The organism is Arenimonas terrae (assembly GCF_006265115.1).
Taxonomy (GTDB): domain Bacteria; phylum Pseudomonadota; class Gammaproteobacteria; order Xanthomonadales; family Xanthomonadaceae; genus Arenimonas; species Arenimonas terrae.
This window is the reverse complement of sequence record NZ_SMDR01000001.1, coordinates 1,697,092-1,710,303: the sequence shown is the minus strand read 5'-3', so window position 1 is coordinate 1,710,303 and position 13,212 is coordinate 1,697,092. Positions and strand designations below refer to the sequence as shown.

Genomic DNA, 13,212 nt, shown 5'->3' with positions numbered 1-13,212 from the left:
GGCGCGCTTACTCCGCCGCGCGGACCTCGACCGTCATGCCCAGCTTCTCCAGCTGCGGCTTCACGCTCGCGGCGTCGCCCACCACCACCCACACCAGGTCCTCGTCGCGGATGATGCGGCGGGCGGCGGCGTCCATGTCGGCGGCGCTCAGGGCTTCGTACTTCGGGCCCAGGGTTTCCCAGTAGGTGTCCGGGCGGCCGTACAGCGCGTTGCCGCGCAGCGCGTTCAGCACCGCCGCCGAAGTCTCGAAACCGCCGGGCAGGGAGCGCACGCTGCCGTTGATCGTGCGTTCGCGTTCGGCGGCGGTGACGCCCTTGTCGCCCAGGAAGGCCGCGTACTGGTCGATAAGCACCTGCACCGACTCGCCGGTGCGGTTGGCCTGCACCGGTGCGCTGATGATGTAGGGCGAGCGCTGTTCGGCCAGGCTGACGCGGCCGTTGAGGCCGTAGGACCAGCCGCGCGTCTCGCGGATGTCCTGGTTGATGCGCGACAGGAAGCCGTTGCCGATCACTTCGTTGGCGGCGTTGAAGGCCACCAGGTCGTCCTTGCCGCTCACCGGCAGCACCACCGCGCCCAGGATCAGCGACTGCGGCGATTGCGGCCGGTCGATCAGCACGATGCGCGGCTGCGGCGCCGGGATGTCGGCGCTGAAATCCTTGCGGCCCTTGGCGGCTTCCGGCGCCTGCCAGTCGCCGAAGCGCGCCTCCAGCAGCGGCTGCAGTTCCGCCAGCGGCCGGTCGGAGACGACGAAGATGCGCGCGTTGTCCGGGCGCAGCCAGCGCTGGTGGAAGGCGACCAGGTCGTCGCGGTCCAGCGCCGTCACCGCCTCCGGCCGGCCCAGGCCCGAGAACGGGCGGCCATAGGGATGCGCCTTGCCGTACAGCAGGCCGGGCAGGGCGCGCAGGCCGATGCCGTTGGGCGAGCTGCGTTCCTGGTCGATCGCCGCCAGCTGCTGGGCGCGCACGCGCTCCAGGTCGGCTTCGTTGAAGGCCGGGCGGCGCACCACGTCGGCCAGCAGGTCCAGGCCCGGCGCCAGGTTCGGGCTGACGATGCCCAGCAGCACCGCGGTGCGGTCCAGGCTGGCCTGGGTGGTCAGCGTCGCGCCGAGGCGTTCGCTGGTTTCGGCGATGGCGGTGGCGTCGCGCGTGGCGGTGCCCTGGTCGAGCAGCGACAGCAGCAGGCGCTGCGTGCCCAGCGCATCGGCGGGGTCGGCGGCCACGCCGGCGTCGAACTCGACCGCGACCTGGGTCATCGGCACCGCGGTCGAGCGCGCGTACACCACCTCCAGGCCGTTGCCCAGGCGTGCGCGTTCGACGTCGGGGAAATCCAGTGGCTTCATGGTGCCGACGCCGGGCATCTTCTCGCGCGGGGTGATCGCCAGCGGCGCGACCGGCGCCGGCGCGGGGCGTTCGGCCACGGCTTCTTCATAGGCTTCGCGCTCGCCGGGCGCGACCGTGATGGCGAGCACCGGGCGCGACAGCCAGGCCTGCAGCGTCTTGCGCACCGAGGCCGGCGTGGCCGCGGCGTAGTCGGCGGTGACGGTGCGCGGGTAGTAGCCGGGGTCGCCGGCATACAGCGCGCCCTCGGCCAGGATCACCGACTTGCCGCCGAAGCCGCCGGTCGGTTCGATGGCGCGGATGAAGGAGGCCAGCCACGACGTGGTCGCGCGCGCCACTTCGTCGGCGGTCGGGCCCTTGGCCACGTAGTCGGCGATCAGCGCGTCGAGCCGGCGCCCGACCGCCTCCGGATCCTGGCCGGGCTTCACATCCACCGTCACTTCGAACAGGCCCAGGCGGTGGAAGGGCAGGTAGCTGGTGGTGACCGCCACCGCCACCTGTTCGCGACGCACCAGCGCCTCGTCCAGGCGCGAGCTGTTCAGGCCGCCGAGCACGGTGGCGGCGATGTCCAGTTCGGCGGTCTGGTCGTCCAGCGTGCCCGGCACCACCCAGGTGCGGTACAGGCGGGTGGCGGGCACGCGGTCGTGCAGGGTCAGGTCGACGCGCTTTGGCAGGGTCGGGATGTCGGCCGCGGCCGGTTCGTTGGCCGCGCCGCGCGGGATGTGGCCGAAGTATTTTTCCACCAGGCGCCGCGCGGTGGCCACGTCGATGTCGCCGGCCAGCGACAGCACCGCGTTGTTCGGGCCGTAGTTGTCGCGGTGCCACTGGCGCAGGTCTTCCAGCGTCGCGGCGTCGAGGTCGGCCATCGAGCCGATGGTCGAATGCCGGTACGGGTGGCCTTCCGGGAACAGCGTTTCCAGCTGCGCGTACTCGACCATGCCGTAGGGCTGGTTGTCGCCCTGGCGCTTTTCGTTCTGCACGACGCCGCGCTGGTTGTCCAGGCGCTCCTGGTTCAGCGCGCCCAGCAGGTGGCCCATGCGGTCGCTTTCCATGTACAGCGCCTGCTCCAGCGCGCTGGTGGGCACGGTCTGGAAGAAGTTGGTGCGGTCGAACCAGGTGGTGCCGTTCCAGTCGGTGGCGCCGATGTCGCGCAGCGGCACCATCAGGCCGCCGGGCAGGTTCTCGGTGGGGTTGAACAGGCCGATGTGCTCGAACAGGTGCGCGAAACCGGTCTTGCCCTTGGGCTCGTCCTTGCTGCCGACGTTGTACCAGGCCTGCACGGCCACCACCGGCGCCTTGCGGTCGGTGTGCACGACCACGCGCAGGCCGTTGTCGAGCGTGAAGGCTTCGTACGGGATGGTGATGCTGCGCGCCAGTTCCGACGCGGGCGCGGCCGCGGCCGTCTCGGCGGAATGGGCGGATGGCGCGAACGCCAGGCAGACGGCGACGAACAAGGCGGCATGGCGCATGCGGTTTTCTCCCCGGGCTGAGTGCCCGAACCCTAACAAACCCCGGGCCTGGAGGCAGTGCCGGATGTCACGGCGGGGGCGGGGTGCCGTCGGCAGCCAGGCGTACCGGCGCCGGGTGGGCGCGCATTTCGCGGCGATGGACCCGGAGGCCGGGTCAGACCCGTGCGGGAGGTAGGCAGCCCAGCGGAAGACCCCGGTCATTTCCCACCTGCGCTAGCATGTCTGCCCGCACATCGGAGCCGCCCCATGGACCTCGGCAACTTCTCCGTCAGCCTCGCCGTGAAGGATATCCACGCCTCGCGCGCGTTCTACGAGGCGCTGGGCTTCACCGCCTTCCACGACCAGTCCCAGCACGGCTGGATGATCCTGAAGAACGGCGACGCGGTGGTCGGGCTGTTCCAGGGCATGTTCGAAAAGAACATGCTGTGCTTCAACCCGGGCTGGGACAACAACGGCCAGAACGTCGACCCGTACACCGACGTGCGCGAGATCCAGCGCCAGCTCAAGGCCAAGGGCATCACGCCCGTCAAGGAATTCGACGAATCCACCAACGGCCGCGGCCACCTGATCGTCGTGGACCCGGACGGCAATCCGGTGCTGGTGGACCAGCACCGCTGAGCGGCCGCGCGATGCGCCAACCCATCCACCTCGTCCAGACCCCCGACGGCGTGCACCTGGCGTGGACGCGCACCGGGCGCGGGCCGACGATGGTCAAGGCGGCGAACTGGCTGACGCACCTGCGCGACGACGTCACCAGCCCGGTGTGGCGGCACTGGCTGCTGTTCCTGTCGCGGCACTTCGACCTGCTGCGTTTCGACGAGCGCGGCTGCGGGCTGTCCGACCGCGAGGTGGCCGATGTCTCCGAAGCGCACTGGCTGGGCGACCTGGAATGCGTGATCGACGCCGCGAAGGTGCGGCCGCCGCTGGTGCTGCTGGGCATCTCGCAGGGCTCGGTGGCGGCCATCCGCTATGCGATCGAACATCCCGAGCGCGTGTCGCACCTGATCCTTTACGGCGGTTACGCACGCGGCTGGGCGAAGCGCGACGGCCATGCGGCGGACCACTACCGCGCGGTGTCGGAAATGGTTCGGCTGGGCTGGGGCAGCGACAACCCGGTGTTCCGCCAAGCCTTCACCCAGCGTTTCCTGCCCGGCGGCACGCACGAGCAGGTGGACTGGTACAACGACCTGTGCCGCAACACCGTGCAACCCGAGATGGCCGTGCGCCTGCTGTCGGTGCGCGCGCACGCCGACATCACCGCGCTGCTGCCGCAGGTGCGCGTGCCGACCCTGGTGCTGCACGCGCGCCACGACGAAGTAGTGCCCTTCGCCGAAGGCCGCACGCTGGCGGCGCGGATCCCCGGCGCCGAATTCGTCGAACTGGAATCGCGCAACCACGTGCTGCTGGAACACGAGCCGGCCTGGGCGGTGTTCCAGCAGGCGGTGCTCGACTTCGTCGGCGTCGTGCCCGGCGAAAAACCCGCACCCGGCGAACTCGAGCTCAGCCCGCGGGAGCGCGAGATCCTGAAGCTGCTCGGCCAGGGCCTGGGCAATGCCGACATCGGCCGGCGCCTGTTCATCAGCGAAAAGACCGTGCGCAACCACCTCAGCCACGTCTACCGGAAGCTGGGCGTGAGCACGCGTGCCCAGGCGATCGTGCGCGGCCGCGCCGAGGCCGGGGCTTAACAACCGGGACAAACGTCCCGGGATTGGCGCGATCTGGCCGCATGGCGGGGCGCTTGGCCCATGGTCCGGGTGCGGCGGCGGCGTAGCGTGGCTCGTGTCCTTCCCCCCGAGCCCGCGCCATGAAACGTACCGCCATCCTGCTGTTCGGCCTGCTCACCTACGGCGTGTTCTTCGCCACCTTCCTTTACCTGGTCGCCTTCACCGGCAACCTGCAGGCCACCGGCCTGGCGGATCTGATCCCCGTGCTGCCGGCGCTGGTGCCGCATTCGGTGGACATCGGCGGCGCGCCCACGGCCCTGCTGCCGGCGGTGCTGATCAACCTCGGGCTGGTCGCGGTGTTCGGCCTGCAGCACAGCGTGATGGCGCGGCTGGGTTTCAAGACCTGGCTGAAGCGGCATCTGCCGGCGTCGGCCGAACGCAGCGTGTACGTGCTGCTGGCGAGCATGGTGCTGATGCTGCTGTTCTGGCAGTGGCGGCCGCTGCCGGAGCTGCTGTGGTCGGCATCGTCGACGGCGGCGCAGGCCTTCGGCTGGATCGTGTTCGCCGGTGGATTCGGGCTGGTGCTGCTGTCGACCTTCCTGATCGACCACTTCGACCTGTTCGGCCTGCGCCAGGTCTGGCAGCAGTTCACCGGCCGCTTGCCGACGCCGCACAAATTCGTGACGCCCCTCATCTACCGCCTGGTGCGCCACCCGCTGTACCTGGGCTTCCTGCTGGCGCTGTGGGGCGGGCCGACGATGAGCATCGGCCACGCGCTGTTCGCCGGCGCGCTGACGGTGTACATCCTGATCGCCATCCAGCTCGAAGAGCGCGACCTGGTGCGCGAGCTCGGCGAGCGTTACGTCAGCTACCGCAAGCAGGTGCCGATGCTGGTGCCCGGACTGGCGCGGCCTTTCGACGAAGCGCGCGACACAGCGCCGACGGCCGCCGCGGATCCGTCGCGCTAGTCGACCGGCCCACTGTCCGGCCTCAGCTGCCCCACAGCACCTCGGGCGCCGCGGGGCAGCGGGCCACGGCTTCGGCCTCGTCCTTGCGGCTGTCGAGCAGCCAGCAGTCGTCGAGCACCGAGCAGTAGCAGGCGCGCAACCGCATCTTGTGACGCGCACCGTCGAGCGATTCCCACAGGCTGTCGTCGATGGCCGCGCGCGGGATGCGCACCAGCTGGATCCATTCGTCCGCGCCCAGCACGCGCTGGCGCAGGCCGCTGGTGAAGCCCGGGCTCTCGCCCTTGTAGCCGCAGCAGGCGGCCAGCAGCTCGCGCAGGTTGTGCACGGGGCGGCCGTCGTGGCTGAGCTCGGCCCAGCGGACGCGCGCCGGGCCGATGCCGCGGTTGAGCAGGTCCAGCGCGATCTGCGGTTCGCCGTCGGTGGAGGTGTTGCTGGTGCCGAACTGCAGGCTGGGCCAGACGCTGGCCGCCAGCATCTTCTCCTGGGTGCGGTTGGCGCTGACCGCGACCCACAGCGAGATCGCCGAGATCAGCAGCACGCCCAGGCCCATCAGCAGGTCGAAGCCGCGGCCGCCGAGGAAGGGTTTGTCTTCGGCGGGCGGCGGGGTGGGGCGCGGTGCGGTGTCGTCGGTCATGGCGGATTCCTGGGCGGGAGCGGCGGTCAGCGGTCGTGCTTGAGGATGAGGTGGGTGGTCAGCGCGCGCACCCGCGGGTCGGCCGCGAACCGGTCGCGCAGCGCATTCAATGCCGCGGTGTCGGCGACGCGCACGTGCACGATCAGGTCGGTCTCGCCGCCGACCGAGCAGCAGCTCACCACGGCCGCCTGTTCACACACGGCCTGGACCATGCCGGGGTCCGGCGTGCGCGCCAGCTTCATCAGCAGATAGGCCTCGACCGCGGCGGGCATCGCCTCGGGCGCGAGCTCGACGCGGTAGCCGCGGATCACGCCGCTGGCCTCCATGCGCGCGATGCGTTCGCTGACCGAACTGCGCGCCAGGCCCACGTCCGCGGCGATGGTCTTGAGCGGAACGCGGGCGTCGCGGTCGAGCAGTTCGAGGATGCGGCGGTTGATGGCGTCCATGGGGCTCCGGGCCGGCAAAACGTCGGCGGCACCGACGCATTGCGCGTTGCGGCCGGTTCCGCGGCTTCGGAATAATCGGGCAAACCCGACGCGCGCACCGGCATGACCGCCAATCTGCCATCCCGAACCCATGTCGCCAAGCCGCTGTGCGCGCTGCTGCTGGCGATCGCCCTGCCTGGATCCGCCATGGCCACGAGCTTCCGATCGATCGAGTCCGCACAGGCGCCCTCCGCGCAGGGCGGCTATTCCCAGGCCGTGCGCGTGGACGGCGTGCAGTCGCTGGTCTATGTCAGCGGCCAGATTCCCGTCGACCGCGCCGGTGCGGTGCCGGCCGATTTCGACGCGCAGTGCCGCCTGGTCTGGGCGAACGTGCAGCACCAGCTGGCGGCGGCGGGCCTGGGCCTGGACGACGTCATCAAGGTGACTACCTATCTGGGCAGCCGCGAGCACGCGGCGCGCAACTCCGCCATCCGCCGCGAAGTGCTGGGCGAACGCCGCCCGGCGCTGACCGTGGTGATCGCCGGCATCTACGATCCCGCCTGGCTGCTCGAGATCGAGGTGGTGGCGGCGGTGACGCGGCCGGAGCCGGGAGCGGCGCCATGATCGCGGTCATGGCCCTCGGCATCGGTGGCGCCCTGCTCGCGGCCGGAGCCGAGACCTTGGCCGAGCCGCAGGTGTGGACGCCGCCGGCGCTGTCCACGGCCGACTACGAGGCCACGCCGACCTTCTCCGCCGACGGCCGCGAGCTCTACTTCATGCGCAGCGACCCCGGCTTCGCGCGCTACAGCCTGTACGTTTCGCACTGCGGTCCCGACGGCTGGTCGGCGCCGGTGCCGCCGCCCTTCGCCCGGCCGCTGCCGGTGTTCGACGGCGATCCACAGGTCGCGCCCGATGGCCGCACGCTGTGGTTCATCTCGACCCGGCAGAACACCGCGGCCGGCGACGAGGACTTCGACATCTGGCGCGTCGAGCGCCGGGACGACGGCGGGTGGGGCGCCCCCGAGCGCCTGCCCGAACCGGTGAATTCGCCGGCCTCGGAGCTGCTGCCGCGCGCCACGGCCGACGGCCGCCTCGTGTTCGGCTCCGACCGCGCGGGCGGCCATGGCGGCACCGACATCTACGAAGCGCGTGCCGGCGCCGACGGCGAGTGGACGGTGCGCAACCTCGGCCCGCCGGTCAACAGCGCGCACAGCGAATACGAGGCGGACATTTCCGCCGACGGCCGCCACCTGGTGGTGGTTGCCGACCGCGGCGACCGTTCGCACCTCTACCGTTTCGAACGGGGCGCGGGCGCCTGGCGCGAAACCGGCCGCGTGCCCGCGCGCGCCGACGTCTTCCAGGTCGGCCCGCTGCTGTCGCCGCACGCCGACCGCCTGCTGTTCGCACAGGCCGAACCCGGTCGCTCCGGCGAGCTGATGCTCGTCGAGCTTCGCCCCGGCGCCGAACCGGGCTGGCCTCCGCGCTGCCCCGGCGCAAACTAGGGCGCATGCAGGCACCACAGCGTCCCGCGCCTGCGCTGCCGCGGCGCGGGGCGCCGCAGCTAAGCTCCACCGACCCCGCCGCCGAGCCGCCCATGTCCGACGTCCTGTTGCGCGACGCCACCGAAACCGACTTCCCGCGCATTCTCGCGCTCAACGATGCCGAGGTGCAGCACACCAGCGCCATGGACGCCGCGCGCCTGCAGTGGCTGCACGAGCGCGCCGGTTACCACCGCGTCGCCTGCGTGGACGGCGAGGTCGCGGCGTTCCTGCTGGCCTTCCGCGACGGCGCCGACTATCCGAATCCGAACTTCGACTGGTTCGCGGCGCGTTATCCGCGTTTCCTCTACGTCGACCGCGTGGTGGTGGACGCCGCGTTCAACGGCCGCGGGCTGGGTTCGCAGCTGTATCGCGACGTGTTTGAACACGCCCGCGCGCAGGGCGCGGCGGTGGTGACCTGCGAGTTCAACCTGGTGCCGCCGAACGAGGCCTCGGCGCGATTCCACGCGCGCTGGGGTTTTGCCGAAGTCGGGCGCCAGTGGCTCGACGGCGGAAAGAAGCAGGTGTCGCTGCAGGCGGCGCCGGTGCCCGGCTGATCCCCCGTCTCAGGCCGACTGCTGCTGCAGCCAGGCCCGCGGCGACAGCCCGGTGTCGGCGGTGAACGCCCGCGACAGCGCCGCGGCGCTGCCGTAACCCACCTGTTCGGCGATGCGTTCGAGTCGGTCGCCGCGCTGCAGGGCGTCGCGCGCCAGCGCGATGCGATAACCCGACAGATAGCCGGCCGGCGGCTGGCCGACGACCTGCGCGAACACTTCGGCGAAGCGGCTGCGCGACATGCCTGCCATCGCGGCCAGCGAATCCAGCGTCCAGGGTCTGGCGGGTTCGTCGTGCATCGCCACCAGCGCCTTGGCCAGCTGCGGATGGCCCAGCCCGGCCAGCGGCCCGTCGGTGATGTGGCCGCTGTCGAGCAGGTGCCGCAGCAGCAGGATCAGCACCACGTCGAACAGACGGTCCACCACGGCGAGCCGCCCGCAGCGCTGGGCGAAGGCTTCGTCGAACAGCAGCTCCAGCACCGCTTCGGCGCCGCGCAGCTCGGCCAGCGGCAGGCAGGTGAAGGCCGGCAGGGCGCGGCTGATCGGATTGCCGCCGCCCACGCGCGCCGAGGCCACGCCGCCGAAGTCGAGGTTGGCGCAGGCCATGTCGGCGCCGGTGCGCTCGTCGGAGATGAAGCGGTGGCTCAACGGCCGCGGATAGAACAGCAGGCTGGGCACGGTGACGTGGTGCACTTCGCCGGCATGCCGCACTTCCACCGGCCCGCGCCGCACCAGGTGCAGCTGGCCCTGGCCGTTGTCCTCGAACACGTTGATGCCGCACAGCGGCCCGCTGTGGAAGATGCGCGCGCTGACGGAAAAACGCTGGAGCAGGCCCTGCAGGCGGTCGACGGCCATATCGGACGATCCGTTATGAAATGGGGACGATTCGTCACCCTGGCGCCGAGCCTAGGCCCGATTCTGATCGGGCGCAATCCGCGCTCACTTCCAGGAGTTCCGCCATGTCCCGTCTTCCGCTTCCGACCGCCGCCACCGCCCCCGCCGCCAGCCAGCCGCTGCTGGCGCAGATCCACGGGGCCTTCGGCGCCACCCCGAACATGTTCCGCGCGGTGGCCAATTCGCCGGCCGCGCTGGCCTCGCTGTGGGGCAGCTTCGGCGCCCTGGGCGGCGGCGTGCTGTCGGCCAAGCTCGGCGAGCAGATCGCCGTCGCCGTCGCCGACCGCAACGCCTGCCACTACTGCCTGGCCGCGCACACGATGCTGGGCAAGAAGGCCGGCGCCACCGCCGACGAAATGACCGAAGCCCAGGCCGGCCGCAGCGCCGACCCGCAGACCGCCGCCGCGCTCACCTTCGCGCTGAAGGTGGTCGAGAACCGCGCCAACGTCAGCGAGTCCGACGTCAACGCGCTGCGCGAGGTCGGTTTCAGCGACGAGGCCATCGTCGAGATCCTGGCGCACGTGGCGCTGAACCTGTTCACCAACTACGTCAACGTGGCCTTCGAAGTGCCGGTCGATTTCCCCGGCGTGAAGCTGCGCAAGGCGGCGTGATCGATGCCCACCGGGCGGCCTCGCGCCGCCCGGTCAGGCGATTCCGGGAAGACGATCGGCGACCAGGTCGATGAAGGCCTCGTGCGTCTTGAAGCAGGCGCCGGCGTCGGTGGTCGCCAGTGCGCCCGCGAACACCGTCACCTTCAGCGGCGGCTGGCTGCGGTAGCGCACGACGACCCGATGCGTGGCGCGGGCCAGGGCTTCGCCCTCGTCGCTGAAGGGCGACGAATGGAACAGGGCGGGCAGAAACCATCGGATGTCCTCGGGCGGGATGTCCCGAGCCGCCGCGCCTTCGTGGCCCAGGGCCACCGACACCTCTGCCACGTCCTCCAGGGACATTCCGTCGGGGAAAACTTGCGCAGCCACCGCGTCCAGGCGCGGCTCATCCATCCGCTTTCTGGCCGGCGGCGGTGCCGGCGCCTGCCCGGGATCCTGACGGACCCAGCGGTGGCCCTTCTCCAGATGGATGCGGGTTCCGGTCAGCGATACCAGGCCGGTATAGGCGAACACGATGCGGTTGCTCACCTGCGACAGCTGTGCCATCAGCGAAGCGCCGAGCATGCCCTGGGCCACGGAACACGACAGCAGCAACAGGGCGCCCGAATACTTGAACGTGTTGCGTTCGGCGGTGGAAAAGCCGCCCCTGAAACGGGAAAGGCGCGAGAGGTGCGGTTCCCAGTCGTGGCGGTTGCCAAAGTGCACCTGCCGTGCCGAGCTCCACAGACGCGGGCCGTCGCCCGTTTCGAAGCCGCCCGGCGATCCGTGGCCGAGCAGCGCGATGAACGGCGCCTTGCCACGTTCGTACCAATCGAAACGTTCGCCTATTTCCGCCGTCGAACCGTGTCGGTGCTGACCGCCGAGCAGACCGCGCAGCCGTTCCACCGCTCCGCCGTCGGCGCCGGTAGAAGCCGAGATGTGTTCGGGCCTGGGGCGGTTGATGGACACCAGGCCGCCGAAGTCCGCGATCTGGAAGATGCGCTGCAGGGACGCCTCCTCGAAGAACGACGTCCTGGGAAGGAGCGGGCGGGGCCAGCGTACCCGCGGGGCGTCCAGCGTCATGCGGGGCGCGCGTCCGTGACGTCCCAATGGAAGCGTTGTCCCGTCGGGCCCGGGATCGGGCAGCCCATGCGGGTGTCGAGTGGCGACACGCCGGGGCCCGCGTTCGGGTTCGAGGGCAGCACATGCTCCTGGATCTCTTCGCGCTGCTCGCCGTTGTATATCCAGTGGTGGCGTACGGTGATCCGGATCGCGATGCGCGGATGGACGTTGCGGAAATAAAGGACCTTCGCGCCGAAGGGGCCGCAATCGGCCCCGAACACCGGCTTGATGTACTGCATCTTGATCTCGTCGACCGTGAGCTCGTGCTGCGGGCCATCGGCGGTCATGCGGCGCTCCCCTGGCGTTGTGTCCCCGAAGGGTAGCCGAGCTCCTGCTGTCGTCAAAGTGGCCTTGCTTCCGGAGCAGTGCCTGCGTCCCGGAGAAGCGAGCTGCGTGTATCGACGACGTACTGCTCCAGCTGCGGGAAAAAATCCTCGAAGCGTCGCACCACCGCGGCCTCGTGCTCGCGCAGGACCGGCAGGCACTGCACGAGCTTTTCGCCGTTGCGCGACAGGCGCGTGGCGATGCGGCGCACGGCATGGTCGATCTGGTCGCGATCGCGGTAGCTGCCCAGCCAGTCGTGGCGCACGAAGCTGGGAACGATGCGCTGCAGGCTTTCGGGCAGGTCGGGCTGCGCCTGCAGCACGGCGTAGAAGTGGCCGGTGAAGTCGTCCAGCGGAACGTCGCAATGGCGCGGCCAGTCGCGCGCCAGCAGGTGGTCGAAATAGACGTCGAGCAGGATGCCGGCGTAGCGGCGGCGGCCTTCGGGGAACAGGGACTTCGACGCCAGCACGTCCGGATGGCGGTCGGTGTAGCTGTCGATCTTCCGGTGCAGCAGGATCTCGCGCTGCACTTCCGGGCGGAAGCGGTCCAGGCCCGTCGTGCCGACGAAATCGCCCAGCAGCGCGCCCAGCATGGCGTCGTCGCTGTGCCTGGCCAGGTAGAGGTGCGCGAGGAAGTTCATCGGCGCCAGTCTACGCGGCGTGGGCGAACCTCAGCCGAACAGCGTGCCCAGGCGCGCCAGCACCTGTCGCACCGCGGGCACCAGGTCCTGGCCTTCGACGAGGGTCACCTCGCGTCCGATCATCAGTATCTGCGCCACCAGCGCCTCGGGTGAATCCGCGCCGACGCGCAGCAGGCTGTGGGTGTCGGTCTCGGGTTCGAGCAGGCCGCACCACACCGGAATCACCGACTCGAGTTCGGACACCGTGCCGGCGAGCCGCAGCGTGACCCGGCAGGTGAAGGGCGCATAGGCGATGCCGCGCTCGAGCTTGGCGGCGACATCGGGCGGCGGCGGTCGCGGCACGAAGGCCTCGCCCACGCTCGGCGCGCCTTCGAAACGGTCGACGCGGAAGCTTCGCCAGTCCTCGCGCGACGGGTCCCAGGCGATCAGGTACCAGCGGCGGCCGTAGTTGGCCAGGCGCAGCGGTTCGACCTCGCGCTGGCTCTTCTCGCCCGGATGGTTGCGGTAGCGGAAGCGCAGGCGGCGGCTGTCTCGGCAGGCCATCGCGAGTTCGCTCAGCAGCGAGGCGTCGACCAGGGGCGGGCCGGTGCGCAGCGACAGCGTGACCGCGTGCAGGGCGGTGGCGCGGCGGCGCAGCCGCGTGGGCATCAGCTGGTCGAGCTTGGCGAGCAGGCGCAGGGCGGTGGATTCGATGCCGCCGACGTTCGCGCTGGCGGCGCGCAGCGCGATCGCCAGCGCCACCGCCTCTTCGTCGTCGAGCACCAGCGGCGGCAGGTCGGCGCCGCGGCCCAGGCCGTAGCCGCCGCCGACGCCGGACGAGGCCTCGACCGGATAACCGAGTTCACGCAGGCGATCGACGTCGCGGCGTACGGTGCGGGCGTCCACGCCGAGTTCCCCGGCCAGGGCCTGTCCGGGCCAGTGCCGCCGCGATTGCAGCAGGCTGGCCAGGCGCAGCAGGCGGGCGGAGGTGGACAACACGGCGCCAGCCTATCGAGGACTGAATCTGTCCGCAATTGCCGATACCTTTATATCCACATCCAACGCCGAGGTTCCGCC

15 protein-coding genes are annotated in these 13,212 nt (G+C 70.7%); 7 read left to right on the top strand and 8 right to left on the bottom strand.

Features of this window, described 5'->3' with window-relative positions; all coding sequences use genetic code 11:
• Nucleotides 1-7: 7 nt before the first annotated feature.
• The gene (locus E1B00_RS08160; RefSeq protein WP_139447421.1) at nucleotides 8-2,806 is read right to left on the bottom strand and encodes a M16 family metallopeptidase; all 2,799 of its coding nucleotides are present in this window, start codon (nucleotides 2,804-2,806) and stop codon (nucleotides 8-10) included.
• 246 nt (nucleotides 2,807-3,052) lie between these two features.
• Between E1B00_RS08160 and E1B00_RS08155 the strand changes: the two genes are divergently transcribed.
• The 3 genes from E1B00_RS08155 (at nucleotide 3,053) to mddA (ending at nucleotide 5,438) form a co-directional block, all read left to right on the top strand.
• Entirely contained in the window at nucleotides 3,053-3,424 is a 372-nt protein-coding gene (locus tag E1B00_RS08155) for a VOC family protein (protein ID WP_139447418.1), read from the top strand.
• 11 nt (nucleotides 3,425-3,435) lie between these two features.
• Nucleotides 3,436-4,491, top strand: coding sequence for an alpha/beta fold hydrolase (locus E1B00_RS15875; RefSeq protein ID WP_220396245.1), 1,056 nt, complete (start codon nucleotides 3,436-3,438; stop codon nucleotides 4,489-4,491).
• Between the two features lie 119 nt (nucleotides 4,492-4,610).
• A complete protein-coding gene (mddA, locus tag E1B00_RS08145) occupies nucleotides 4,611-5,438 on the top strand; it encodes a methanethiol S-methyltransferase (RefSeq protein ID WP_139447416.1) in 828 nt (275 codons plus the stop codon).
• A 22-nt stretch (nucleotides 5,439-5,460) separates the two neighbouring features.
• On the opposite strand, the gene E1B00_RS08140 is transcribed toward mddA, so the two are convergent.
• Complete coding sequence (locus E1B00_RS08140; RefSeq protein WP_139447414.1) at nucleotides 5,461-6,072, bottom strand: hypothetical protein; 612 nt, start codon at nucleotides 6,070-6,072, stop codon at nucleotides 5,461-5,463.
• Between the two features lie 26 nt (nucleotides 6,073-6,098).
• Entirely contained in the window at nucleotides 6,099-6,518 is a 420-nt protein-coding gene (locus E1B00_RS08135; RefSeq protein ID WP_176693166.1) for an Lrp/AsnC family transcriptional regulator, read from the bottom strand.
• A 102-nt stretch (nucleotides 6,519-6,620) separates the two neighbouring features.
• Between E1B00_RS08135 and E1B00_RS08130 the strand changes: the two genes are divergently transcribed.
• The 3 genes from E1B00_RS08130 (at nucleotide 6,621) to E1B00_RS08120 (ending at nucleotide 8,592) form a co-directional block, all read left to right on the top strand.
• Entirely contained in the window at nucleotides 6,621-7,121 is a 501-nt protein-coding gene (locus E1B00_RS08130; RefSeq protein ID WP_220396244.1) for a RidA family protein, read from the top strand.
• Nucleotides 7,118-7,999 carry a TolB family protein gene (locus tag E1B00_RS08125; protein WP_139447401.1) on the top strand — a complete coding sequence of 294 codons (882 nt, stop codon included), beginning with the start codon at nucleotides 7,118-7,120 and terminating at the stop codon, nucleotides 7,997-7,999. The genes E1B00_RS08130 and E1B00_RS08125 overlap by 4 nt, the downstream gene beginning before the upstream one ends.
• A 92-nt stretch (nucleotides 8,000-8,091) precedes the next feature.
• Nucleotides 8,092-8,592, top strand: coding sequence for a GNAT family N-acetyltransferase (locus E1B00_RS08120; RefSeq protein WP_246048527.1), 501 nt, complete (start codon nucleotides 8,092-8,094; stop codon nucleotides 8,590-8,592).
• 9 nt (nucleotides 8,593-8,601) lie between these two features.
• On the opposite strand, the gene E1B00_RS08115 is transcribed toward E1B00_RS08120, so the two are convergent.
• Nucleotides 8,602-9,444, bottom strand: a complete 843-nt coding sequence (locus E1B00_RS08115; protein WP_139447399.1) for an AraC family transcriptional regulator — start codon at nucleotides 9,442-9,444, stop codon at nucleotides 8,602-8,604.
• A 104-nt stretch (nucleotides 9,445-9,548) separates the two neighbouring features.
• Here E1B00_RS08115 and E1B00_RS08110 point away from each other — a divergent pair, with 104 nt between their 5' ends.
• Nucleotides 9,549-10,094 carry a carboxymuconolactone decarboxylase family protein gene (locus E1B00_RS08110; RefSeq protein ID WP_139447397.1) on the top strand — a complete coding sequence of 182 codons (546 nt, stop codon included), beginning with the start codon at nucleotides 9,549-9,551 and terminating at the stop codon, nucleotides 10,092-10,094.
• Nucleotides 10,095-10,127: 33 nt separating this feature from the next.
• On the opposite strand, the gene E1B00_RS08105 is transcribed toward E1B00_RS08110, so the two are convergent.
• Genes E1B00_RS08105 through E1B00_RS08090 form a run of 4 tightly spaced genes read right to left on the bottom strand, consistent with a single transcriptional unit; the run spans nucleotide 10,128 to nucleotide 13,134 of the window.
• The gene (locus tag E1B00_RS08105) at nucleotides 10,128-11,153 is read right to left on the bottom strand and encodes a hypothetical protein (RefSeq protein WP_139447395.1); all 1,026 of its coding nucleotides are present in this window, start codon (nucleotides 11,151-11,153) and stop codon (nucleotides 10,128-10,130) included.
• A complete protein-coding gene (locus E1B00_RS08100; RefSeq protein WP_139447393.1) occupies nucleotides 11,150-11,479 on the bottom strand; it encodes a hypothetical protein in 330 nt (109 codons plus the stop codon). Before E1B00_RS08100 ends, E1B00_RS08105 begins: the two co-directional genes overlap by 4 nt.
• Before the next feature lie 53 nt (nucleotides 11,480-11,532).
• Nucleotides 11,533-12,156 carry an acyl carrier protein phosphodiesterase gene (locus tag E1B00_RS08095; RefSeq protein ID WP_139447391.1) on the bottom strand — a complete coding sequence of 208 codons (624 nt, stop codon included), beginning with the start codon at nucleotides 12,154-12,156 and terminating at the stop codon, nucleotides 11,533-11,535.
• 30 nt (nucleotides 12,157-12,186) lie between these two features.
• Entirely contained in the window at nucleotides 12,187-13,134 is a 948-nt protein-coding gene (locus E1B00_RS08090; protein WP_139447389.1) for a helix-turn-helix transcriptional regulator, read from the bottom strand.
• Nucleotides 13,135-13,212 lie beyond the last annotated feature (78 nt).

Excerpts from the sequence above, each read along its gene's own strand:
- E1B00_RS08125 (WP_139447401.1), top strand. The coding sequence starts at position 7,118 with ATGATCGCGGTCATGGCCCTCGGCATCGGTGGCGCCCTGCTCGCGGCC.
- E1B00_RS08160 (WP_139447421.1), bottom strand. The coding sequence starts at position 2,806 with ATGCGCCATGCCGCCTTGTTCGTCGCCGTCTGCCTGGCGTTCGCGCCA.
- E1B00_RS08140 (WP_139447414.1), bottom strand. The coding sequence starts at position 6,072 with ATGACCGACGACACCGCACCGCGCCCCACCCCGCCGCCCGCCGAAGAC.
- E1B00_RS08115 (WP_139447399.1), bottom strand. The coding sequence starts at position 9,444 with ATGGCCGTCGACCGCCTGCAGGGCCTGCTCCAGCGTTTTTCCGTCAGC.
- E1B00_RS08130 (WP_220396244.1), top strand. The coding sequence starts at position 6,621 with ATGACCGCCAATCTGCCATCCCGAACCCATGTCGCCAAGCCGCTGTGC.
- E1B00_RS08120 (WP_246048527.1), top strand. The coding sequence starts at position 8,092 with ATGTCCGACGTCCTGTTGCGCGACGCCACCGAAACCGACTTCCCGCGC.
- E1B00_RS08105 (WP_139447395.1), bottom strand. The coding sequence starts at position 11,153 with ATGACGCTGGACGCCCCGCGGGTACGCTGGCCCCGCCCGCTCCTTCCC.
- E1B00_RS08110 (WP_139447397.1), top strand. The coding sequence starts at position 9,549 with ATGTCCCGTCTTCCGCTTCCGACCGCCGCCACCGCCCCCGCCGCCAGC.
- mddA (WP_139447416.1), top strand. The coding sequence starts at position 4,611 with ATGAAACGTACCGCCATCCTGCTGTTCGGCCTGCTCACCTACGGCGTG.
- E1B00_RS08155 (WP_139447418.1), top strand. The coding sequence starts at position 3,053 with ATGGACCTCGGCAACTTCTCCGTCAGCCTCGCCGTGAAGGATATCCAC.
- E1B00_RS08135 (WP_176693166.1), bottom strand. The coding sequence starts at position 6,518 with ATGGACGCCATCAACCGCCGCATCCTCGAACTGCTCGACCGCGACGCC.
- E1B00_RS15875 (WP_220396245.1), top strand. The coding sequence starts at position 3,436 with ATGCGCCAACCCATCCACCTCGTCCAGACCCCCGACGGCGTGCACCTG.
- E1B00_RS08095 (WP_139447391.1), bottom strand. The coding sequence starts at position 12,156 with ATGAACTTCCTCGCGCACCTCTACCTGGCCAGGCACAGCGACGACGCC.
- E1B00_RS08100 (WP_139447393.1), bottom strand. The coding sequence starts at position 11,479 with ATGACCGCCGATGGCCCGCAGCACGAGCTCACGGTCGACGAGATCAAG.